Origin of the sequence: Sphingobacterium sp. UBA5996, from assembly GCF_002429765.1 — a bacterium.
Taxonomy (GTDB): Bacteria; Bacteroidota; Bacteroidia; order Sphingobacteriales; family Sphingobacteriaceae; genus Sphingobacterium.
Map to the genome: position 1 here is coordinate 201,195 of NZ_DJAS01000016.1, position 22,136 is coordinate 223,330.

The 22,136-nt window shown below is 42.4% G+C and carries 22 protein-coding genes; 5 read left to right on the forward strand and 17 right to left on the reverse strand.

Annotated features, from left to right (window positions below; all coding sequences use genetic code 11):
- Nucleotides 1-3: 3 nt before the first annotated feature.
- The 5 genes from wecC to B3E00_RS12875 all read right to left on the reverse strand — a co-directional run bounded on the left by wecC (nucleotide 4) and on the right by B3E00_RS12875 (nucleotide 5,178).
- Nucleotides 4-1,212, reverse strand: a complete 1,209-nt coding sequence (gene wecC / locus B3E00_RS12855) for a UDP-N-acetyl-D-mannosamine dehydrogenase (RefSeq protein ID WP_293938730.1) — start codon at nucleotides 1,210-1,212, stop codon at nucleotides 4-6.
- Nucleotides 1,213-1,221: 9 nt separating this feature from the next.
- Nucleotides 1,222-2,343 (reverse strand): non-hydrolyzing UDP-N-acetylglucosamine 2-epimerase, encoded by a 1,122-nt coding sequence (gene wecB, locus B3E00_RS12860; RefSeq protein ID WP_349681463.1) that lies wholly within the window; start codon nucleotides 2,341-2,343, stop codon nucleotides 1,222-1,224.
- A gap of 145 nt (nucleotides 2,344-2,488) precedes the next feature.
- Entirely contained in the window at nucleotides 2,489-2,995 is a 507-nt protein-coding gene (locus B3E00_RS12865; RefSeq protein ID WP_293938732.1) for an ArsR family transcriptional regulator, read from the reverse strand.
- Between the two features lie 84 nt (nucleotides 2,996-3,079).
- Complete coding sequence (locus B3E00_RS12870; RefSeq protein WP_293938734.1) at nucleotides 3,080-4,462, reverse strand: nucleotide sugar dehydrogenase; 1,383 nt, start codon at nucleotides 4,460-4,462, stop codon at nucleotides 3,080-3,082.
- A gap of 224 nt (nucleotides 4,463-4,686) precedes the next feature.
- Nucleotides 4,687-5,178 (reverse strand): hypothetical protein, encoded by a 492-nt coding sequence (locus B3E00_RS12875; protein ID WP_293938736.1) that lies wholly within the window; start codon nucleotides 5,176-5,178, stop codon nucleotides 4,687-4,689.
- 183 nt (nucleotides 5,179-5,361) lie between these two features.
- On the opposite strand from B3E00_RS12875, the gene B3E00_RS12880 reads away from it, so the two are divergent.
- Nucleotides 5,362-7,275: a 7TM diverse intracellular signaling domain-containing protein gene (locus tag B3E00_RS12880; protein ID WP_293938737.1), complete on the forward strand. Its 1,914-nt coding sequence runs from the start codon at nucleotides 5,362-5,364 to the stop codon at nucleotides 7,273-7,275.
- Nucleotides 7,272-7,883 carry a DNA-binding response regulator gene (locus tag B3E00_RS12885; protein ID WP_293938739.1) on the forward strand — a complete coding sequence of 204 codons (612 nt, stop codon included), beginning with the start codon at nucleotides 7,272-7,274 and terminating at the stop codon, nucleotides 7,881-7,883. Before B3E00_RS12880 ends, B3E00_RS12885 begins: the two co-directional genes overlap by 4 nt.
- A 61-nt stretch (nucleotides 7,884-7,944) precedes the next feature.
- On the opposite strand, the gene B3E00_RS12890 is transcribed toward B3E00_RS12885, so the two are convergent.
- The 8 genes from B3E00_RS12890 to B3E00_RS12925 all read right to left on the reverse strand — a co-directional run bounded on the left by B3E00_RS12890 (nucleotide 7,945) and on the right by B3E00_RS12925 (nucleotide 13,081).
- The gene (locus B3E00_RS12890; RefSeq protein ID WP_293938741.1) at nucleotides 7,945-8,436 is read right to left on the reverse strand and encodes a hypothetical protein; all 492 of its coding nucleotides are present in this window, start codon (nucleotides 8,434-8,436) and stop codon (nucleotides 7,945-7,947) included.
- Nucleotides 8,437-8,552: 116 nt separating this feature from the next.
- On the reverse strand, nucleotides 8,553-9,008 hold the full coding sequence (locus B3E00_RS12895) for a hypothetical protein (RefSeq protein ID WP_293938743.1): 456 nt from the start codon (nucleotides 9,006-9,008) through the stop codon (nucleotides 8,553-8,555).
- Nucleotides 9,005-9,586, reverse strand: coding sequence for a CHAP domain-containing protein (locus B3E00_RS12900; protein WP_293938745.1), 582 nt, complete (start codon nucleotides 9,584-9,586; stop codon nucleotides 9,005-9,007). The genes B3E00_RS12895 and B3E00_RS12900 overlap by 4 nt, the downstream gene beginning before the upstream one ends.
- Nucleotides 9,505-9,891 carry a hypothetical protein gene (locus B3E00_RS12905; protein ID WP_293938746.1) on the reverse strand — a complete coding sequence of 129 codons (387 nt, stop codon included), beginning with the start codon at nucleotides 9,889-9,891 and terminating at the stop codon, nucleotides 9,505-9,507. The genes B3E00_RS12900 and B3E00_RS12905 overlap by 82 nt, the downstream gene beginning before the upstream one ends.
- Nucleotides 9,892-9,933: 42 nt before the next feature.
- Nucleotides 9,934-10,494 carry a DUF6266 family protein gene (locus B3E00_RS12910; protein ID WP_293938747.1) on the reverse strand — a complete coding sequence of 187 codons (561 nt, stop codon included), beginning with the start codon at nucleotides 10,492-10,494 and terminating at the stop codon, nucleotides 9,934-9,936.
- Between the two features lie 90 nt (nucleotides 10,495-10,584).
- A complete protein-coding gene (locus tag B3E00_RS12915; RefSeq protein WP_293938749.1) occupies nucleotides 10,585-11,229 on the reverse strand; it encodes a DUF6266 family protein in 645 nt (214 codons plus the stop codon).
- A gap of 442 nt (nucleotides 11,230-11,671) precedes the next feature.
- Nucleotides 11,672-12,007 carry a hypothetical protein gene (locus B3E00_RS12920; RefSeq protein ID WP_293938751.1) on the reverse strand — a complete coding sequence of 112 codons (336 nt, stop codon included), beginning with the start codon at nucleotides 12,005-12,007 and terminating at the stop codon, nucleotides 11,672-11,674.
- 39 nt (nucleotides 12,008-12,046) lie between these two features.
- On the reverse strand, nucleotides 12,047-13,081 hold the full coding sequence (locus tag B3E00_RS12925) for a hypothetical protein (protein ID WP_293938753.1): 1,035 nt from the start codon (nucleotides 13,079-13,081) through the stop codon (nucleotides 12,047-12,049).
- A gap of 331 nt (nucleotides 13,082-13,412) precedes the next feature.
- On the opposite strand from B3E00_RS12925, the gene B3E00_RS12930 reads away from it, so the two are divergent.
- Complete coding sequence (locus B3E00_RS12930; protein WP_293938754.1) at nucleotides 13,413-14,006, forward strand: hypothetical protein; 594 nt, start codon at nucleotides 13,413-13,415, stop codon at nucleotides 14,004-14,006.
- Nucleotides 14,007-14,115: 109 nt separating this feature from the next.
- On the forward strand, nucleotides 14,116-14,484 hold the full coding sequence (locus tag B3E00_RS12935; RefSeq protein ID WP_293938755.1) for a hypothetical protein: 369 nt from the start codon (nucleotides 14,116-14,118) through the stop codon (nucleotides 14,482-14,484).
- Nucleotides 14,485-14,540: 56 nt separating this feature from the next.
- Here B3E00_RS12935 and B3E00_RS12940 read toward each other — a convergent pair whose 3' ends face one another.
- Genes B3E00_RS12940 through B3E00_RS12955 form a run of 4 tightly spaced genes read right to left on the reverse strand, consistent with a single transcriptional unit; the run spans nucleotide 14,541 to nucleotide 20,838 of the window.
- Nucleotides 14,541-15,893, reverse strand: coding sequence for a RagB/SusD family nutrient uptake outer membrane protein (locus tag B3E00_RS12940; protein ID WP_293938756.1), 1,353 nt, complete (start codon nucleotides 15,891-15,893; stop codon nucleotides 14,541-14,543).
- Nucleotides 15,894-15,927: 34 nt separating this feature from the next.
- The gene (locus B3E00_RS12945; RefSeq protein ID WP_293938758.1) at nucleotides 15,928-19,104 is read right to left on the reverse strand and encodes a SusC/RagA family TonB-linked outer membrane protein; all 3,177 of its coding nucleotides are present in this window, start codon (nucleotides 19,102-19,104) and stop codon (nucleotides 15,928-15,930) included.
- A 23-nt stretch (nucleotides 19,105-19,127) separates the two neighbouring features.
- Nucleotides 19,128-20,468 carry a TlpA family protein disulfide reductase gene (locus B3E00_RS12950; RefSeq protein WP_293938759.1) on the reverse strand — a complete coding sequence of 447 codons (1,341 nt, stop codon included), beginning with the start codon at nucleotides 20,466-20,468 and terminating at the stop codon, nucleotides 19,128-19,130.
- Between the two features lies 1 nt (nucleotide 20,469).
- The gene (locus tag B3E00_RS12955) at nucleotides 20,470-20,838 is read right to left on the reverse strand and encodes a hypothetical protein (protein WP_293938761.1); all 369 of its coding nucleotides are present in this window, start codon (nucleotides 20,836-20,838) and stop codon (nucleotides 20,470-20,472) included.
- A gap of 628 nt (nucleotides 20,839-21,466) precedes the next feature.
- On the opposite strand from B3E00_RS12955, the gene B3E00_RS12960 reads away from it, so the two are divergent.
- Nucleotides 21,467-22,033: a hypothetical protein gene (locus B3E00_RS12960; protein ID WP_293938763.1), complete on the forward strand. Its 567-nt coding sequence runs from the start codon at nucleotides 21,467-21,469 to the stop codon at nucleotides 22,031-22,033.
- Nucleotides 22,034-22,136: the final 103 nt, after the last annotated feature.

Below are 22,136 nucleotides of genomic sequence, written 5' to 3' on the forward strand. Positions count from 1 at the left end.
AAATTACTTTCGAACCCCACAGAAATCAAGAACAACTTTTTCCTCTGCTATTTCTAAAGTCTTAAATTCATTATGAGCAACCAAGAAAACTATGATATCAGCTTTAGCTATCGCATCTTTGTAATCAGTCAATTTGAAAACCTTATGTTCGTGTACATTGGGTTCAACAATATACATATCTGCATCACCTGAATCTTGTAATACACGCTCTGCTATATGAATTGCTGGGGACTCTCTCAAGTCATCGATATTTGGTTTAAAAGCTAATCCCATGATCGCAATGGAAGGCTGACATCCATTTTTGATTTCAAATTCCAAACGCGCGGTCTTTACTTTCTCGGCACACCAAAATGATTTATAATTATTTGTTTCACGTGCTTGTGCAATCATACGAGACTCCATAGGGAAATCTGCCGTTAAGAAATATGGATCCACCGCAATACAGTGGCCACCAACTCCACATCCTGGTTGCAAGATATTTACACGAGGATGCTTATTTGCTAATCGGATCAGATCCCAAACATTTATATCTGCCTTGTCACAAATTAAAGAAAGCTCATTTGCAAATGCAATCTGTGAATCCCGTGAAGCATTTTCCGTCAATTTACACATTTCAGCGGTACGGGCATTGGTTGGATGTAATTCTCCCTCAACAAATTGACTATAAAAAGCCAGTGCTTTTTGTGTTGAGGCTTCATTGACTCCACCAATAACGCGATCGTTATGTACCAATTCATACATCACATTTCCTGGAAGAACACGCTCTGGACAATAAGCCAAAGAAATCTTCCCTTCCAGTTCAGGACGCTTTGAAAAGATCAGAGACATCATTTTCTCTGTAGTGCCTACAGGAGAAGTAGATTCGATCACATATAGATCACCTTCTTTCAATAATGGTATAATTCCTTCAGTTGCCGCTTGAACATAAGAAATATCAGGTTGATGATCACCTTTAAACGGTGTAGGAACAACAACTAAATATGTATCGGCTTGAACAGGTTTAGTGTCTGCTTTTAAGAAACCCTCTGCCACAGCCTTTGCTACAGCCTTATCCAAATCAGGCTCAACAATATGAATTTTACCGGCATTAATTGTATCCACAACATGTTGCGAGATATCAACACCATGAACAGCGATACCACTATTTGCGATTAATGCCGATGTTGGCAATCCAATATAGCCTAAGCCAACAGTTACTACTTTTGCTTGCATTGATACGATTTATTTTAAGTTCTTAATAAAGTTAACAATTCTTTGACAGGCCTTACCATCACCATATGGGTTATGTAGGCCGCTCATCTCTTGATACCTACTCGAATTACGCAGTAAATCTTGAGCTTCATTCACAATCTTTTCTGTATCCGTACCAACTAGGATAACTGTTCCTGCATCAACCGCCTCTGGTCTTTCAGTTGTGTCTCGCATAACCAATACTGGTTTACCAAGACTAGGAGCCTCCTCTTGCACGCCACCTGAATCTGTAATAATTAGGTAAGACTCATTCATCAACCATACAAAAGCTGGATACGCTAACGGCTCAATCAAATGGATGTTAGGTACATCAGATAAAATCTCATAGACAGGCTTCTTTACATTTGGATTCAAATGAACGGGATAAATAATCTGTACATCGGCATTGGATAATGCGATTTCCTTTAAAGCCTGACAAATATTAATAAAGCCTTGCCCATGGTTTTCACGTCTATGACCTGTAACCAAGATTACCTTTTTTAAAGGATCAACCAATTCTTTCAAACGATTGATCTCAAGATTATCCAAATCCTTTACGCGTGCTGAACTCTCAAACAATGCATCTATAACGGTATTACCAGTCACCAAAACATCTTTATCTTGAATATTTTCACTCAACAAATTTTGACGAGAAGCTTCAGTTGGAGCAAAATGATAATCACATATACGTCCAGCAACTTGTCTATTGATTTCTTCAGGAAAAGGAGATCGTTTATTGTGTGTTCGGAGACCCGCCTCAACATGACAAACTTGAGCACCCGAATAGAATGCCGCAATACTAGATGCCATTGTTGTCGTTGTATCACCATGCACGTATACATAGTCCGGCTTAAAATCCTCCAATACAGTTTTCATCTCTGTAATGATGTCTGCTGTTAAAGTATAAAGATTCTGATTTGGTTTCATCAGATTTAGATCGAAATCAGGCTTGACATCAAAAAATTCTAACACCTGATCCAACATTTCACGATGCTGTGCAGTAACACATACTTTCGTTTCAAAAGATGGATCTTTTTGAAATTCTTTAACTAGCGGAGCCATTTTAATAGCTTCCGGCCTAGTTCCAAATACAATTAAATTCTTAATTTTCATAAAATATAAATATTACAGTCTAGCATTAACAAGCTATCTTCAAAACAATCCTCTAGATCTAATGTCAAAAATTTATTATGGGCAGCGAAGCAATTACATTATGGTATTTGATTCTATGCATTTATTTCTTTTCTATTCACGAGTTTTATTTCACAGAATATAAAATGATACGATGTTTTCCTGGTATTTCTGATGTATGCAAAATGATTGATTTCTGTAATTTTTTTCCAACCTTGTCCGCTAACAGCAATAAATATGCCTGATTTAGGTTTTCACCCAAAATTAACACATCTATTTTTCCTGAATCTATGCCCTCCGCATAGTCACCAATTAAACTAACTTCCTGTATATCGCCCGCTTGATGTAGGATATTATCTACAATGTCATCAATACCCAAATAGGTATGAATTAATTTTTGAAGGGGCTCAAATAACGAATGCTTCGTATTGGCACGGTATAGTATTTTGTTTTTGGCTGTAGTCTTTTCTAAATAGCCCGCTTCGGACAGTTGGTTCAGTTCTTTTCGTATGGCATTGGTTGATTCCTGAAATTCGTCAGCCAGCCCCCGTAAGTGGGATTGATTGCTAGCAGATACAAAAAACTTAATCAGTAATTTCAATCGCGTCTTCGATGTAATTAAAGTGTCTAGCATGGTATAGTTCAGATTGAGTAACAAAAGTACTCAATCTGATTTTATTTATCAAATTAAATTATTGTTAAACAATGATCAATATAACTAACTGCCAATGGCATAATAATCAAAACCTAGTGCTTTTAGACGTTCACTATCCAACAGCTTCCGACCATCAAATACGAAAGAAGGTTTCTTCATCAGTTGTTTGATCTCCTTCCAGTCGTAACTTTTAAATTCGTCCCACTCGGTCAATACGGCAACAGCATGCGCATCCTGTAACGCATCATAAGGGTCGTTAACTACAGTTACCAAGCGACGATTATCCTCCGAAGATCGCGTTTTTAGATAATCCAGGTCTTTGTAAATCTGCTCTGCAGTTACTTTCGGATCATAAACGACAAGCTGCGCTTCCTCATCCAGCAAGTGATCGGCCACATAGATCGCAGCAGATTCGCGTGTATCGTTGGTGTCTTTTTTAAATGCCCAGCCCAAAAAGGCAATCTTCTTCCCATTGACCGTATTGTACATGGTTTGAATGATTTTTTCAGCAAAGCGCAGTTTCTGATGATCGTTTAAAATAATCACCTGCTCCCAGTAATCGGCGACAGCGGTCAAATTGTAGCTCCGCGCGATGTAAACCAGATTGAGGATATCTTTTTGAAAACAGGACCCCCCAAAACCCACCGATGCTTTTAAAAATTTAGGCCCGATACGGCTATCGTGTCCAATGGCACGAGATACTTCATCGACATTAGCACCTGTCACTTCACACAGTTCTGAGATGGCATTAATCGATGAAACCCGTTGCGCTAGAAAAGCATTGGCCACCAATTTGGACAATTCGGAAGACCATAAATTTGTTGTCAGGATACGCTCTTGCGGCACCCACGACTCATAAATCTGCACGAGTGCCTGAATAGCCTCCTCACTCTCGCCCCCGATTAATACGCGATCGGGATGGTGTAGATCTGCTACGGCTGTTCCCTCTGCCAAAAACTCCGGATTGGATAGGATATCAAAATTTACTCCATTCCCTGTATCATTCAAAATACTCTTTAACGCAGCAGCTGTACGAACAGGAAGGGTCGATTTTTCGACAACAATCTTATCCCCTTTGGCCACTTGGGCAATCTGCCTAGCACACAATTCGATATATTTTAAATCTGCAGCCTGCCCCTTCCCTTTACCATAGTTTTTCGTCGGGGTATTGACGGATATAAAAATCATATCCGCTTCGTCGATCGCCTTTTCAACATCGGTAGAAAAAAACAGATTCCGTCCGCGAGCTTCTGCTACCACAGCATCAAGCCCAGGCTCATAAATGGGAAGCTGCGCAAGATCTTCGTTATTCCATGCATCAATACGTTGTTGATTCAAATCAACAACCGTAACCTGAATACTCGGATTTTTTTGTGCAATCACAGACATCGTTGGACCGCCGACGTATCCTGCTCCAATACAGGCTATTTTTTTTATCTCTTTCATATAATCAGCTCAAACTAATATTAATCAATTTTCGTTTTATTTTCCCCAGCTTTGCAGCGTTAAATATAGGAATATAGGCCGAATTACCGGTCAAAAAGAAAATTGAATATAGGAGCCGAACTCCTCCTCCACGTGGAACATTCCCATTAAAATGAAGAAACCCCGGCAAGCAGGGTCCCTTCGGGTTAAATAGGTATGTAATATGGAATAAAAACACGTAAAAATTAACTTTTAAATTCATTGTGGCTGGCCGAAGGACTGATCGTATACACACCCATCATAGGCAGTGTTGTACTAAAGGCTTTCTTCTCGCCATTCTGATAGGTCACCACGGCATTCACTTTTACCTTGTAATGCGTCAGATCAACTTGATCAGCTTTACCAGCGTCGATACGAAAGCGAACAGACACTTCCGATGAAGACTTCTGGTCCCCTTTAAAGGGCAACACGAGCAGCTGTTGCAGCCTCACCTCTACCTTATGATCAGTAGAACGGACGTCTTTTACCACAATATTCAGCACATCATCGTGAAAGCGCTCACCTCGAAAAACCAATGCGCCATGGGTCGAACTTAACCTCCCGCTATACTGCCCCGGATGTTCCTGAAAGCGGTAATAAACGTTCAAAGACACATCTTGCGGCTTCTTGCCTGAAGCAAAAAGCTTAAATAGGACATACACAATCGCAATAAACAGAGCTATATATAAATAAGTCATAATCAAGTAATCAAAGGTATCTAAGTCAAAATATATTGCTACGTTCGTCTATAATATTAAATGCGTAGAGCAAAAGTAAAAAGTAAATACCAATGGTAACAGAGACCCTAGGGTCTCATTTACAATTAGGAAAATAAAAGCTTATTAGATTTATTGAAAAATAGTGCACCTTTGTTTTGCTGTATGAAGCCAAATATTATTTTCATCCTATTACTGCTACTGAGTACTGTCGCAATTCACTTTGGGATGGAGGCTATCATCTCGCATAATAGTGCGGTACAGCATACCTATATTTCTAAAGAATCTCCCATTGTAATAACCCAGGAGAAAGAAGGTCAAACCGACCCGGTTTATTACGATACCAACAAACAGCTTTTTGCACCACTCGCCCATTTCAAACCTGCAACAAATCAGGACAAAAATATATTTTGGTTAAAAAAGGTGATTTTTCTCGATGACAGCGCATTGACAGGCGATTATGTACTGTCATTTGATAATCTGACTTTCGTGGATCTCACCATACTGGACATGCACGGAAACATCCTCGACAAAAGAAGTGCCGGCCTTTTTCGAAAACATCTATCACGATCACCTCAAGGTGGGCGGGACCATTTTAACATCCATCTGGACAGCAAAAAGATGTACACCCTTTTACTTCGTGTACAACACATTAAAGGCTATACGCCGTTTTATGATTTCCGCTTACAAACACAGAAAGACTACCTCAAGAAAGTGCAAGGCATCAATCTTATCCATGCCTTTATGGAGGGAGCCATTATTGTATTGCTGCTGTACATTGCTTTTGCATGGCTCGTCTCGCGCTACAGGCCTTATATCTGGATCTTTTGCTTTCTACTATTTATCGGATTTTATAGCTACGGACTGCAAAATCAATTTATAGATCTATTTTTCCCAAACAATCCCCAGCTTGGATGGAGCTTGGTATCGGTATTTAGAAATCTGGCTGGAATCAGCTTCTCCCTGTTGACGATCGCCTTCTTAAATCTCAAAAAAATAAGCCATCAGTATTATAAGCTAACGCTTGGCCTCATCCTACTGGTATTTATTACGTCAACATTTAACTTTATCAATAACTATTGTTTCGCCAATTTTAAGCAGAGTAATTGGATTAACCTTTTCGTGGGGGGGCTATATGTCCTCTTTTTTTCAAACTTATTTATATCCCTCTGGAAAAAGATAGACAGGATGCAGCGGTTCTTGATTTATTCGGGTATTTTTCTCGTCATTGGCATCAGCATATTGATCTATTGTGGATTGATCTTGAAGGAACAGTCCATCCAATATGTCTCGATTATGACGCAGTTTTTTGTGTTATGCATCACGATGATCCTCTTGATCGGCATCCGGCTAAAAATACGAAAATCAGAACTGGAGCATCATAAAACCACCGAGACCATCGTTCTTGAACGAACAGCGGAGCTTAAAAAGGCGAATGATGCGCTCTATGAGCAGCAGATTCAATTGCTTCAGAAAAACCATTATATCGAAACCCTCATTGATGAGGTCAACCACCGGGTTAAAAACAACCTTCAGCTGCTGTATAGTTTGGGTAGCCTGTACCGGTCAGATCATGGCAACCAAAATATGCAAGCCATACAATCCATGCAGGATAGAATACATGCCATGATGCTCGTTAACCAGTTGCTGGTATATAATCAAAATAGTCAGCTGAAATTGAACATTTTAGTGATTGAAACTGTTAACTACCTGAAACAAATGCATGATCCAGAAGGCACTGTGGCTATCCATGTCGATGTTGGACAAGATTGGTTGATTACAACCCAAACCTCTATACCCTTAGCGCTCATCATTACGGAGCTTATGACAAATAGTTATAAATATGCTTTTTCTCAGGGTGCTGTCGATGCGCCTGCGATTCATTTAAGTATACTCAAAAATGAATTTGGAACGACCATGCGGTTTGAGGACAATGGTGTCGGTGCCGAAGCCGTTGTTTCCGCGGCTTCTTTCGGGATTGGCTTAGTAAGGGATCTAACACGGCAAATACGAGGAACAGTGACCATCAACCCGCAAAATGGATTTAAATATTTATTTGAATTTAACAATATCATATGAGCCTAAAAGTATTAATTGTAGAAGACGAAATGATTATTGCCCGATTTATTGAATATCAGCTTCACACCCTTTATACAGGTTTGGAATTGCATATTGCACTCACTGTTGACGAGGTGGATCAGTACATGGCGCAAAATTCACCCGATCTGGTACTCTGTGATATTCAGCTCAATGATCGATTGGATGGCATTGAGTTAATGGAGAAATATACCGCAACGAAGCATTTCAGTCTAATCTTTATCACTTCTTATCAGTCCAAAAGCAGTATAGACCGTGCGGCAGCCCTACAACCTGAGAATTACATCATTAAACCGCTGGGCGAAAACCGACTTTATGCAGGCACCCACATGGTGATCCAGCGCCTGCAACAACAAACGGTTAAAAATCAGGCCGTGGAAAAACTCAAAACTTTGACTCCGTCCGAATTAAATATTCTTAAGCTGATTGCACTGCGGCATACCACCAAATATATTGCCGAATCACTATTCCTGAGTCCATATACCATCAAAAATACAAGACACCGCATCTGCCGAAAATTGGATCTCAATGAAGAAAACAATGCCCTGTTATCCTGGGCTATTGAACATCAGCATCTACTCAAATTCTGAGACAAAAAATAAGGGTTTGCAATGAAGCAAACCCTTTCCCATAAAATAAGAATTACGCAAATTATGTCGTCTGATCAAGCTGGCTTTTAGATTGATAAAGCTCCCCGATCTTTAATACGGTACTGAACGTTTTGGGTTTTCTGTTGGCATAATTCAATACACCAGCAACACGTATCCGCTTACCCTCCAAGGCGGTGACTTCACCCTTCTTTTTGAGCAATTTAAATCGGACGGACACGTCGGCGTTCCCCTCATTTTTCTTTTCAAAAGGCACCACGACAATTTGTTCCAGATTGACAACTAAAGCAGGATGGCTGGGTTTGACCGCTTTGATCACCAAATTTTTAAGTGCGTCGTCCTTCGACTCTGTACTAAAAACAAAAACCCCACTTTTTGTCCGGTAGTCGCCGCTATATTGCCCGGGTCTATCCTGAAACAGGTAGTGGACCTCCATTGAAACGGCATCGTTGAAAAGCTTGTGTCTTTGCTTTGCCTTTAAGATAAAATAAACAAAGATTAAAACAAGTGCCGCTAGTGCTAAAAAAGTTACCATACTAATAGGAATAGGTGTTATCACAAAATTAAGATAATCGGGCATAGCTGGCTAATAATGAGGGGGGGACAAATGGGGGACAATTGTAAATGTGCCTTGTAGTCGGCAAAAAAGGCCTACCGGTGTGGCAGGCCTTTTATTTTTCCTCTTAGCATAAAGCATAGCAACACGATAAAAGCAACAGCAATGGTCCAAATCACATCCGCATTGGAGGAACTTTTAGCAGTAGCTGTAGTCAAGTCTACCTGCCGTCCGTAGCGATGAATACTATCATGCTCTTGATAACTGACCCTAGCTACCCTGCTGTTTGCCTCCTGCGATAACAGCTTTCCCGCGTGCCCCATCAGACCACTGTCTGGATGAAAACGAAATGCTGTGTCGGTTGTAAAAAACCACACCCGCGATAAGCTATCTTGCCGTAGGCTATATGCCATCCGATCCATTGTTCCCGTAAGCCCAACGTTGGTTTCGATTTTTTGGAGCGACTCTTTGCGCTGTTCATGAACCTTACAACCGGTTGTGCTCGCGATCACCATGAGAAGCATCGCGCAGTACATGATGTGCCTGTTCATGGATCCACTTTTTTTAACCAATCTGCAAAAGTATGGATTGTCGCTACTGGCCGACGTCTGGAAGCCACCTGGTTCTGCACATTTCCTTCTACGGTGAGTATCCAGTTTTTATCGACGGAACGCACTAAGCCCGCATGATCGATACGGCCGAGCCGCTGATTATAGATCCCAAAGATATCTGCTGGCATCGCCTGCTTTGTAGCCTCGGAACTACCCATATACCGCCTTTGCCGGGGGAATAAAGCCGGGCTCCAGGCATTGCGCGGTTGGGGTAGGCCTGCCTGTTTATAAACCCAGCATACAAAAGCTGCACACCAGGGATTTCCCCTTGCCATGCCGGTGTAAGACAGATACGCTTCGACCTGTGGACCGTCATTGTTACCGGTCGCCTCGCGTACGCCGAGTTCTGCCACGGCAAGCTGCACTATCCGATTCCGCAGCTGCTGTTCGTGGGAGAGTTCGGGCACGGTCTTCTGCGCTGAAACACGCTGTTGCGCTATAGCACGATGCTCAACAGCCAAAGCATAGCATAGAGCGACAGAAAAAATACAGCAAAATAAATAATGCATTGTTGCCATGATGTCAATTGATTAAAGTGAATATTGAAATTACGCCGGAAGAATTTAAACGGGTGCCAAAGCAACTCCTGCAGCCAATAGCAGCAATAGATACTGGCTAGTCCAGCCAATAGGGCAAACAGCAGAATAGAAAGCACGCCGATGTCCAATACCCCTGCTGCTGGGTCGATGGCCTGCAGTAGCAGGCCGGCGGAAAGAAATAAGATGAACAAGCACAGCAAAAGGAAACTGAGCAGTTGCTTTGTGCTGAAAGGCCAGGCAATATCCTCGACATACCAGGCTATTTGTTTTTGTATTGTTGTCATTTGATTTATGATTTTTTCAAGTCGTTTAACCCGATCAGTTGATTATGCAAATAGCCCCAGGTACTGACTATTGGAAAAATTAATTTTGTCGCGGTCATGCACACAGAGATAGAGGTGTACGGGCATGTGCTCCATGCCTTCGGGCAGCTGCATCTGCAAGTCGCCTTCCGCCCGTAGCACCTCCTCCTCGTTGATGGCGGCCAGCTCCTCTTGTACCGCATAGGCACATAGGATAATACGGTCGTCCCTTTCTGCACCTCTTAGCGGCGCACCTAGCGTGATCCAGCGTAACCGAATGGTGGCTCCGATGCGCTCCACACTGCAAACCGGAAGGATGGCTGTGACCCCTGCACTAATCTTTACCCGAGCCGGATCGACCTCAATATGAGGATACTCCCCTACCATGGCCGATTGCAGGACGGCAGACATGGCCCTGCCAATGGCAGTTTTCCCTTTCCTGAGCCGCTGCGGCGCAAAGCCCATCTGTATGATATAATTTAAGGGATTGAGAAATTTGCGTGCTTTGGCAAACTTCATCCGCATGATTTCGGTTCCATTGGCGACATAGGCACGCTTCTCTGATTGTTTTGCTAATATCTTCATCGTATTGCGTATTAATTTCTAGGAATTATGAGTTGAATGTGTTTGATTTAAACCATGGCCGGCAGTGCATACCGGCCATAGGGTGGTGTACTAGACGAGATCGAGCTCACCCAGGTACGTTGTGCGGCTTATGCGCTTGTTTTTCCGGTCAGAAAAGAACATCCAGAGATGCGCTTTTCCGCCCAGGAAGTGCTCGGGCAATTCGATATCTACCGAGCCCATACCCCGTGTCGGCGGTTCGGGAGCGGTTAAAAATTCGTCCAGCTCGGGGTGGTACATCAAAAGATGGACACGGTCATCCAATTCGCCTCGCATGGCTTTAATGGCGGTGTTGGTCCAGCCGACAATCAATATACCCGACGCCACTTCCACCGAGGTGGTGCCCCCAGGCTGCAGGCCTCCCGCCGAAAGTTTGAGCTTCGCATAATCCAGCTTAAAGTCGGGATAAGAACCCACTACTGCCGAATTGATATTGGCCTGCAATGCCGCATTGGTCGGCGTCATAACATCGGCGTTCACCTGTGAAAATCCAACCTCCACAAAAGGGGCGATTGGCATGATAAATTTGGCGATGGTATAAAATCGGGCCTGCTGAATAAGCTGTTCTTGCGAAGCCGGCTTATTGCTCTTTTTTGCAAGTCCACGAATGTAATCGATACTTTTCCAGCTTGCGCCTATTACCGATCCAGCCTTACCGCTGAACCCTCCATTGACGCCTTTTCTAATTGTTCCCATGTTGTTAATTTTTAATGTTAAAAAAAATGTAAAAACTTGATTGATACCGGTATATCTTGCTTTACACCAACAAACATAGGGACGAACTGGAAGGAAAAAAAGGCTGCGAAGCGGATAGTCCGATCGCTGTCCGGTCGCTTTTTGGCCGGCTGCGGACTACGTGTTAAAAATGTCCGATCGCTGTCCGGGCTCGAAGTTGCTTTGTAACGTTTGCGCGCAAAAGGTCTTGGGTAGCAGGGCCATAATTGCTTCGCCCTTTGTTCGCTCCTGATTCGGCCATCCTCCACGCTGCGCCCACTCTGGGTCCACTCCCGCTCCACTGTTTATGTGGGCAGACAGTGGAGCGGGAGTGGACGGCGGTAAGGCGGGAGGCGAGCCAGGGGCGGACAAGCCCCGAAGGAGAGTAGAAGGAAGGCCGAAAGAAAATAAAACTATGGTGTTGCTATTGGCGGTACTTCTGTTTGAATGTCACCATATCGGCATGGAGATAATATTTGCCCGTATGGTCTCTTTTAACGGCCTTTATCAGCCCTTGCCGTTCACAGCGATAGAGAGTCTTGGATACAATCCCTACATATTGGCATACTTCACTGGAATGCACGAGCTGAAGTGGCGGATCGGGAAGTTTACTTTGGATCATGGCCTTGACTTCCTCTTTCGATTCGACTACGGTACGCATCAGTATCCAAAAGACTTCCTGTAAAGAGTACTTTTGGCAATCGTCGGGCTTTACGGATAGCGTAAAGCACTTACTAAAAAATAGTTTTTCGATCATCATGTAGCGGTTTATGGTGAATAAAATGCATGTATCATTGTGTTAGGATTTTAAAAGCCGGCACGGAGCCAGTAGCTTATCGCGGTAATCTTTGACATGTGCCTGGAGGATCTGTATGAGCTTACCTTTGCTATAATGCGAAGTTTTGCTGAGCGAATTGGATCGTTCAATCAAGGAGTCAAAAGTTTGATCCATATATCCCATCAGGTCAGCGTCTGTGGTACTCATCATCTGCAGCATAAAGAGCTTCGACTGCAATACTTTAGGCCCTTGGGCGGTTTCCAGCAGTGTAAAGTTTTTCCGCAGGATGGCATCAGAATTAAAGAATTCGACCTGCCCACCGGCAGGTTTTCCACCTTCCTGCAGCATGCTGATCAGGTTGGCCACCAGCAGATCGAACTGATCGAGCAAACGGCTCAGCGTAGCTTCCTGTTCAAACTTACCGTAGACGGCACATTCCTCCAGTAGGCGCAACAGGCTATTGATGGTATGCTCGTCCCATATCTCGGAGCTGTTTATATGGCTGTAAATCTCGTTGATGCGATCAAAATACGATTTCAGTTGACAGGATTCTATTTTTTTGACAAACTGCTCAAAGGATAATTTAAGACCGGTAAAATGCACATAGTACATATAGATTTTAAAATAAGTCAGTTCCTCGAAAGCCATTAGTTGCATTAGCGGCACGTCGGCACACACCATTTTGAGCAGCGGCTTATCCACTTGCAACAGCTGTTCAAACTCCTGCTGCAAGCGTAGCATATATAGCGGCAGTTCGTTCAGATCGCTGGTCAACAGCGGTAGTCCATGGCCATCCTGGGGTTTCAAAACGACGTCGGTCGCATCATCATGGGCCTTTTCCAGCCGCTGGGCAATATCATTGATCGAAATAGCATAGTAAAGAGAAAGGCGATAAAACTCGGCTAAAGTGAGGTACGTACGGCCAGTCATGCGGTTACGCAAGGGCCGGTCGGCAATGCGCAATAGCTTTTGAAGTTCTTTTATCCCAGCCGATGAATTGCCCTGTTTCTCACGGATCATTTTAAAAAGCATGAGCTGAATATCAAAATCGGTCATAATTTTATTTAGTTAGATTGATTAAACGAAAATTATAAACCACTAAAATAACTTTTATCAATCAAAGTTACATAGTTAAACCATTAAGAAATGATATTTTAACCTAATTTTCAGACGTTTTGGAATACTTTTTACCATAAAAAACCCTTAGACATATGAGTTGGAACATATATTTCCATCACTAAGGGTAAATGGCAGCGGTCGGGAACAACAAATACCTTTCATAAAGCGCTAAAATCCTTTAATTTTATAGCTAGTAATATGCTGTAGCTGCTTGATACGTACGATAGAAAAACCGAATAATGGATAACCAATTTAATAATCAAAGCGCATGGAACATAGCGTATCCTATCAAAAACTTAAGAAGCATTTAGAATGCTACAGAAGGCTTACAGCAAGCCAGGAGGAGACCCTGCGTCGGCTGGTGACGGTGAAATATTGTAGTCCAAAGGAAATCTATCTGGAGCGGGGAGGTATTGCCAAGCATATCTGTTTTATCCATACGGGCTATGCGCTGGGATATGAGCAGATCGATCAGGAGCAGCGGCTATCCCGTATCTGGCAGGCCGATCGTATGATCTTGAAGACCGAAAGCCTGCTGGCATTCCAGCGCAGCGACATGGATATTGTGTTTCCCGAAGGGGGCCATATGATCGAGATCCCTGTTGACCACCTCTTGCAGGCGACAGAACTGACACCGTTCTTCCATTATTTGCTGGTGGAAGAACTTAAATATTACCGGCAGCAGGAAAATTTGTTCCGATTAAAAAACAGCTTGGCATTGATGCGCTGGTTTTATCAGCAGTATGCAGATATTCGTTTTAAACTGACCGATTTACAGATTGCCCAATTTTTGGGCATTTCGCTGCGCTGGTACAACCACAATAAAAACAACCCGAAGTTGGAGTGGAAAGACAGCAAATAGGAAATAAGACATCGCCTTTCGGCAATAATGTGTGCACAATAGGAATAGATGCTCTAGCAACGCCCTCTTGCCGGCTCTACCTTAGCATCATAATCAAAATAATACGATTATGATGAAACAAACATTTGCAGTGAAGGCATCACTCTTCACTTTAATCTTGGCCCTGCTCGCAATCGGTACGTATGCAGCAGTAGCAGTGATGAAAAAGGATATCGTAAAAGCTGTCGATCCACAATGGTATCAGTACGATGGTATTGGGGACCCTACAGATGCTAGCAATTACACGCTTATCCAACCGCAGCCATCTCCTGATGATGTCGACAATGTGTTATGCCCCGGCACAAGAGAGATGTGCGCTGTACGGGCTTTGCCTGGCTCTTCATCCCACCCCGCTGCATTTAGTAGCCAATTTCAATCGGATATCAATAGTGCAATTGCCAGTTCGACACCGACTGAAGAGATCAAATTGAAAAATTAAGTGGTAGAAATCCCTCTAGAGAATATGTTCGTCATATGCTAGAGGGATTTTTATTGTTAGCGAGGGTTCTGCTCGAAATTAGCTGCTGCCATGACGTAGCTGGGTATTAAAAATACATATCGTGGATCATCAGGCTTAAGTGTGTACTCCTGCTGATCGATTTTCCTCACCAAGGTTATGGCAGAAGAGGGGTCTAAATTAAATCGTTTCAGATCTGTCCAACGAAGGCCACGAAATAGCAATTCTTTCCTTCTTTCCTTTAGCACGAATGCCAAAGCTTCCTCCTGTCCGACCGTAAAATCCATTGGATAGCTACCGCCTTTGTAACGCTTATCAAGTAATACCGACAAACTTTTTAAGCCTTCTCTGGCATTACCGCTTCTTACCTCACACTCCGCTTTGATAAGATAAATTTCATCCAGCGCTACTCCTTTAAATACAAAACCATTTATCCTCGAATCGTAGGCGCCTTTAAACGTATAATAGCCATCGGCATTCTTTGTAAAAAATGCTTTTTTTCGTAGATCGTCATCCGTATAGTGCGCAAAAAGGAGAGTATCCACCCGGCAGCGCGCAGGCGCCAATAATGGACTTGCCGAATTTGTGCTTGCCAGCCATATTACTTCCTCGTTTGCAATCGTAAAGGGCGCTGCTGAACCCGCATTAACGGTATTATAGTCCAAGAGTTCTTTTCCATAAGCTAATGCTTTATTACTTGCGTCCAATGCATTTGGATAATCTGCCATAGCAAGATAAATACGCGCCAACAAACCATAGGCAGCCTGTTTTGTAGGTCTGTTTTTGTAGGCCGTATTTTGAGGCAGCAATGTTGCTGCTTCTTTCAAATCACCCACGATCTGCCGGTAGGTGTCCTCTACCGTAGAACGGGGGGTATCTTCATCGATGGTCGTTGATAGCCGAACAGGAATACCTAATTTCTTCACATTTTCTAAAGAATAGACTGGTGCAAATAGGCTGGCCACCTCATACAAGGCAAATGCCCGTATAAAGAGTCCTGTGCCTTTAACACGTTCATAATCCTGTTCCCTATTTTTTCTGTCGACCAGATCAATTTCTTCGAGCACGGTATTGCAGACAAACACCACCTTATAAGGCGATATCCAGGCAGCGTTGAGCAATGCCGCATCGTTCCAAATGTAATTATTGCGTGTATCCTGATTGGCTATGCCCTGCCAATTTTTTGTGCTTATAAAGTAATCGTCTGATGCTTCTTCCCCAGCCCACGAATAAGCCTGATTTATCGTTGAGTAACCATCGAGCAAGGCTTGTAGATCGTCGAGTGATTTTGGGATTGAAAGCGATTTATCTGACTTTTCATCCAGAAATTTTGAACACGAAAGCAGACCATTCAAGCACAATAAGCCTATGTAAAATATTATTTTTTTCATCTGTATATCATTTGTTTTCAATGGTGTTTTCATATTATAGCTGTACGTTTAAACCAAAAGACACCTGTGTTGGTAATTTGAATCCATTTGGATGCTCTGGATCAATACCACGTTTGTTCTTTCTCCAGATTACCCAATTTAAGCGATCGACATAACAATACACATCCATGCTGCGGATTACCTTACCGCCAAACAGCTTGCTTTGGAATGTGTAAGCTATTTTGACATCATTGAGGCGGATATGAGATCCATTTTCTACAGTCGCTTCGGACATCGTATAAAAATTGTCACGATCTGCATTATTGGGATAACTGAAAGAAGGGACATCTGTCCAAAACTCATCCCCTTTCTTTTGCCATCTCGAGGCATAATCGGCATGGCCATCATTATTATTCAGCAGTGTATTGTACGAAATCGTACTTCGCCTGAAATAGTAATCTGCTTTAAAAGCAACATTAGCGGAAAACGTAACCTGCCGAAAAGAAACGGTATTTCGCAGTGCGCCATGCCATAGGGGCACCGGAGCACCATGGAAGACAAGCTGATCCAATGGTGTTTTGTTTTTTAAATCTGCGTAGTTTTGGGACTCCATGCCGTCGATTTCACCGATCGGGTTCCCTGTATCCCCATCTAGGCCTTTAAAACGGTAACTCAACACCATAAACGGCATTTTACCTTCGTAGGGCAATACATTCGATCCACTACCGACATAGAGATAAGCGAGGCTTTGCTGTTTTAGCAGGTATTTCGTCAATTTATTTTTAGCATAGCCTGCCTGCGCATTCACATTCCATCGCCAGCTATTTTTTAACACCTGCACATTTAGGTTTAGATCCATTCCCTTTCCTACCATATGGGCACTATTGTTAAATACCGAGGAAAAGCCTTTTGTAGCGTCGACAGTTTGAGAACTCACCATGTCGACCACCTTTTTTCGATAATACTCTATACTCCCTTTAATCCGGTCGTTCAGCAGGCCAAAATCCAATGCAAAATTTGCCATGGCCACCCTTTCCCATCGTAGATAAGGATTGCGGGGAGAAACAATACTGGCATACGGCAATCTGACGATGCTGTTGGAGGAAGCTGATCTATTGCTGATGATGGTATAAGCCGACATCCCATTGGGTATATTACCGCTGGTACCATAAGTAGCCCTTACATTAAGCGCGGAAAAGACAGGTGACTGCCAAAAATTTTCCCTAGCTATATTCCAGGATGCGCCTACCGACCACAGGGGCACACCCCGCTTGTTCGTCTCCACACCAAACAGGTTTGATTCATCCTTACGCATACTGGCATTGATGTTGATTCTGTTATCGTAAGAATACCCAACGTTACCATAGTAAGAAATAAAGCGCTCGGTACTCTCAGCCAACGTTTCCCCGCCCGGAATCCGTTGTACCCCATACATACCATTGTAGGTAGGCAGGTAATCGATCGTATTTACAGGTGTCGAAGTAACGAGGTCATCGAAATATCCATACAGCCGATCGCCTTCATTCTTCCTTTTTGTATGCCGTAATTCAGCCCCCATTAAGCCTGTTAGAAGCCCCGATGCACCGATCTTTAGGTTGAGATCTACTTGAGCCCTAAAGGAGTGCGACCCCAGTCGACTATTGCCATAGTCCAAGATACCGCCCACCGGAACGGCGTAGCTCGCCGTACCATTTTTAACGGTCGTCATTTGATTGATCAGATTTCGGGCATAGTAGCTATTCGGACTTTTGTAATCATCGCTGCGTCCAAACGACTGCCCGAACTGATACTTTAGATTAGCATTTAAATAGCTCAATAGCCTGATCTTTGCGCCAACATTAAAGCGAAGGGTATTCATCGCCGACGTCAACTTCATTTGTTCCCGATCATGCAAGGGAATATAATTCCAATCGAGCAGCAAACCATTGCCAACCGTATCTACAAAAGACTGTCTTAGGTTACGCTCTATTCCTAGCCATGCACCTCTTTCATCAACGAGCCTATCGTAGGGAAACAAAGCTCGTTCCACACCGCCCAGTCGATACCCCTTTTCATAGCGTCCTAAACCACTCTGTTGCCCCCCCTCATGGGCGTAGTATAAGTCACTTTCCAGCCTAAGATATGTGGTCAGGTCCATACTATTCCTGAGGTTTAACGTCAATCGATCGTTATGCTGTCCAACGAGATCGCTTCTATTTTTATCATAGCCTACCGAAAATAAATAGCTGTTGCTTGCAGAACCGCCATCTATGGAAACAAAGTGTTGCTGCAAAAAAGCTGGCCGATAAAGATATTTCGCAATATCGTGCCTCACATCCCTACTTTTCAATACGTCAAGCTGTAGCTCGCCCTGACTTGCCGCTAAGGTTCCAGTTTTTAGACCTTGAAATATTTCTACAGCTTCCCCCAATACGGGATATAGGGTTTTGTCATTGATTTTGCTGTCGTAATGCCCCTGCTTGAAAAGCTCACGCTGCAATTCGACATAATCGGCAGTTGCCATTTCTGGATAGGACATCAAGTTAGGCCGAGCACTCCAGGAAAAATTATTCCGGTAATTGACACGACGTGCAGCATTGCGGCTTCCACGTTTACTCGTAATGACAATTACACCGTTTCCAGCCCTTGCCCCCCAGATAGATGTGGCTGTAGCATCCTTTAAGATCGATATATTGGCAACATCATTGGGATTGATGGATTCAATGTTACCCTCAAATGGAAAATCATCCAAAATAATAAGCGGATCAGCATTAGACTGCAATGTACTGAGTCCACGGATCTGCAATTTGGGCTGCTCTTTGCGCGTATCGAATAAAAGGCCCGATGTGGTATTTTCAAGACGTGAAAGTAGATTCATTCCCACAGCACGATTAAAGAGTGCGGAATCTACCAATTCAAACGAGCCTGACGACCGTTCCCTTGAGAGCACCTGATAACCTGTATTTATAGGCACTTCTTCCAATTGATGAACGGACTTACTCATATAGATCACATTCGGCACCCGCCCCCGCTGCACGGTCAATTCTTTATTGCGGTAACCCATCATTCTAAAAAGGAAATGAAACTTTTCTTTCGCTGCATTAAAAACAATTTTGCCCTGCTCATCTGAAGATTGCGGCACAAGCACACCATCCACCTCAAGTAGCACACCCTTTATAGGACTATGATCGGCACTATCCAACACAGTTAAAACAGTCTGTGCGTTAACAACTTGCAAAAAACAAAAAAGCATACAAAAAGTAGTAACTATCCTGATCATGCTCCCCTCCCTTCGCGAATGACCAATACGGGGTGGTTCTCGGTATGTAGCTGGGCTTTAATGCCATACGTTGCCAACAACTCGATCAATTGTTTCTCGGATGTACAATCCTTTAAGCTCACCGGCACGCTAATTTGCTCGATATCTTTGGTGCATACCAGGTATGAAATCGCATTGTCCCTAACGTTTAGCGTATAGACAAGCGATTTAAGCGCTATCGCATCGTGCGTAAACCGTTTCGGTTTTACCTTGCTGGCGCTTAAAGAAATTACTGGGATTGGCCGATTTTCTATCGCTAGGCCAATGTGATAATATCGCTCTAAATCTTCCTTTAATACCTCTCTAAAGACCTTTTGCGATGCCCTTTCGGGTAGAATAGCTTCATAGCAAAGACCATTTTTGTGATGCCAGACATCCTCGTTTATGTTGAATTTATTAAAGAACATATCTACATCACTGACTTCATAGATTATTTTCTTTTTCGACAACTGATCGTTTTCACCAGCCATTGCATTTAGGCATAGGCTACGCAGCGTTGTATTGACAATAAAATTACGTTTGAGGCCGTCACTACGCAAAGCATGTATTCCACTCGTCGGTGTAACCCCTGCAATAAAACTCCTAAACCCGCTATACTTTGCTTTCAAATTTGCCTGCTCAGGTACCAATAGCGGTTGCTTTGGATTAAAATCAATCTGATCTATTTTCATTCTTACCTCAGCGAAGTCTCCTTTCAGACCTTTCTGCAGCTGGGCATCTGTTATAAATTCCGAGGATGTGAAAGCTAGCACAGTACCGTCGTTCGACAGCCAAACGAAATGTGATATGGACGAATGTTGAAAAAGCTGTTTCAATATTTTGTCGTTAACTACCAGTGGAAATTCCCATTCGCCCGCACCCTTGTTTGCCTGTTGAAATTTCTTAACCACGGTATCGGCGTTTATTGTGACAGGGATAAATGCGATATCAGATTGATCATATTTCAGCTTATGCTGGATCTTTCCGAGACTTTCGACACAGCTTGCGCACCATACTGCCCAAAAATCTAGTATAATCAACTTTTTATTTCGGTATTCATTTAGCGTAATGGTCTTTTGACCGGTAGGATGGTTAACTACTTCAAGCGGTGTGTCCCAAAGCCATTTTGGAACCTTGTCGCCAATATTTAGTGGTTTCATTGGAATAAGCCCATCGGCCCCGCTGTCCTTGCGGGGCGTTTGGGCTGATAAACTAAACGTAGAAACTAAATGGTATAAGATGACGAGTACCGCGATCTTTACTATCTGACGATGTAGCAATAAGCTATTATTAGATTGTAACTTTAATTTTTTCATCATTTTAGGAATTGGTATTGGATTGGGATGCGCGTAAGAATAAATCCGAGATTCTCTTTGTTGTCTGTAGTTCTTCTTCGTTCACAGACGTTGAAATTTGGACTTTACCCAAGTCGGCTTTATCCATATGCAGCATGAAATAGGCTATTGTTGTTCGCAGAAGATCAACAGAAAATGAGGACAATTGATCAATACTATAATTCCCCTCTTTGTTATCGAAATAAGGTTGCAATGCGACCATATGTTCGTGGATCGTACTCAAAGAATATTTCTCCCAGAAACTCTGTACATTCTGAATGGGGTCGTATTCTTCCCTGTGCGTCTCATAGATGACCATATCCAATAGGATTAGGTGAGCATAATTAGACTTCATTTTTAAGAATCTTAATGGCGAGTTTAGTGCATAGCTTATCCAGTCTGATAGAATCAGTTACTTTTTAGGCCGTTCGCCGTGTGTAATAAAATTGATTAATTGGGAAAAGCTAGAGGACGTTTGAGTGACATCTACAAGGCATATAATATTGGCGTTACGCTCTCCATAGCTAAGGTGACCAGACTATTGCTGGCTTAATCGCACCGAGCTACTCGGGAGATTTAATAAGATTTTTTGTGGTCTGTTTTTTTGTCATAATTCTATTGTTTATTTCTTGGAGGAGAAATTGGCAGAGACAATAGAAAATAATAGGTCACCCTATTGCTTGCTCTGCCGAGAAGGCGTAGGACAGCCACCATCTTTCGATGGCCGAACACAGAACAAGCAGGGTGACCAAGTCTTATGACTATACAAAGATAACATAAGACTAAGGCCTTTCCTACTACTTGTGTTCGAATGTCCTACTTTTCTCCACAAGATCTTCGGATAAAACATCCTTATCTTTTCACATCATTCCCAAAAGGGAAATTAATTACTACAAATTTATACATTATGTATCAATAATAAAACAAAATGTATAAAAAAATAATTGTAAAAATACTTTTGAGATAAACCAATGTCTCTCATAATGCAAAAAAAAACTAAACAGAAAAAGCAATTAACCCCATTCGGAGAATATCTGGCGAAACGATCTGTAAATAAATCTGAAGTATGTAGAAAGGTTGGAATAAGTATTACTAGACTAAATCGGCTCTGTTATAACAGTAACAACTTCTTGCGATGTTATGAATTACAGCTCATTTCGTTAGCTATTAATGAAGATGCCTGCAAGATGCAACAAGAACTATATGGCCAACTTCAATTACAGGAGGAGTTTACCTATTCCGAGCAGCTAATCAATAATTTTTCAAAAGTACTGAACGATCAAGGCCTAATAACTAAATATGAGATTACACAAAAAGACATAGAACGAATGGCTATTCTTCTTCCCCTTACTATTGATCCGAAAAATGAAACCGAGATATTAGATTTAATAGGTCTTAAACGTAGGAGTTCTAAATTGATTGCATCAATCAAAGCATGTGTTGAAGCAGGCTTATTGACTTCGCATATGAAAAACTTAGAGGGAAATATTGTTTCTAAATATGTATTAACTGACTTCGGAAAACAGATTGTCGGTGTTGAAATAAAATAAAATTGTAATAATTTAAATTGATTTGGCGATATAAATTATCATCCTTAAATTAGTGTTGCCGGTTAGATAACTAGCATTTAGCCAAGAAGCTGTCTCAAATTTA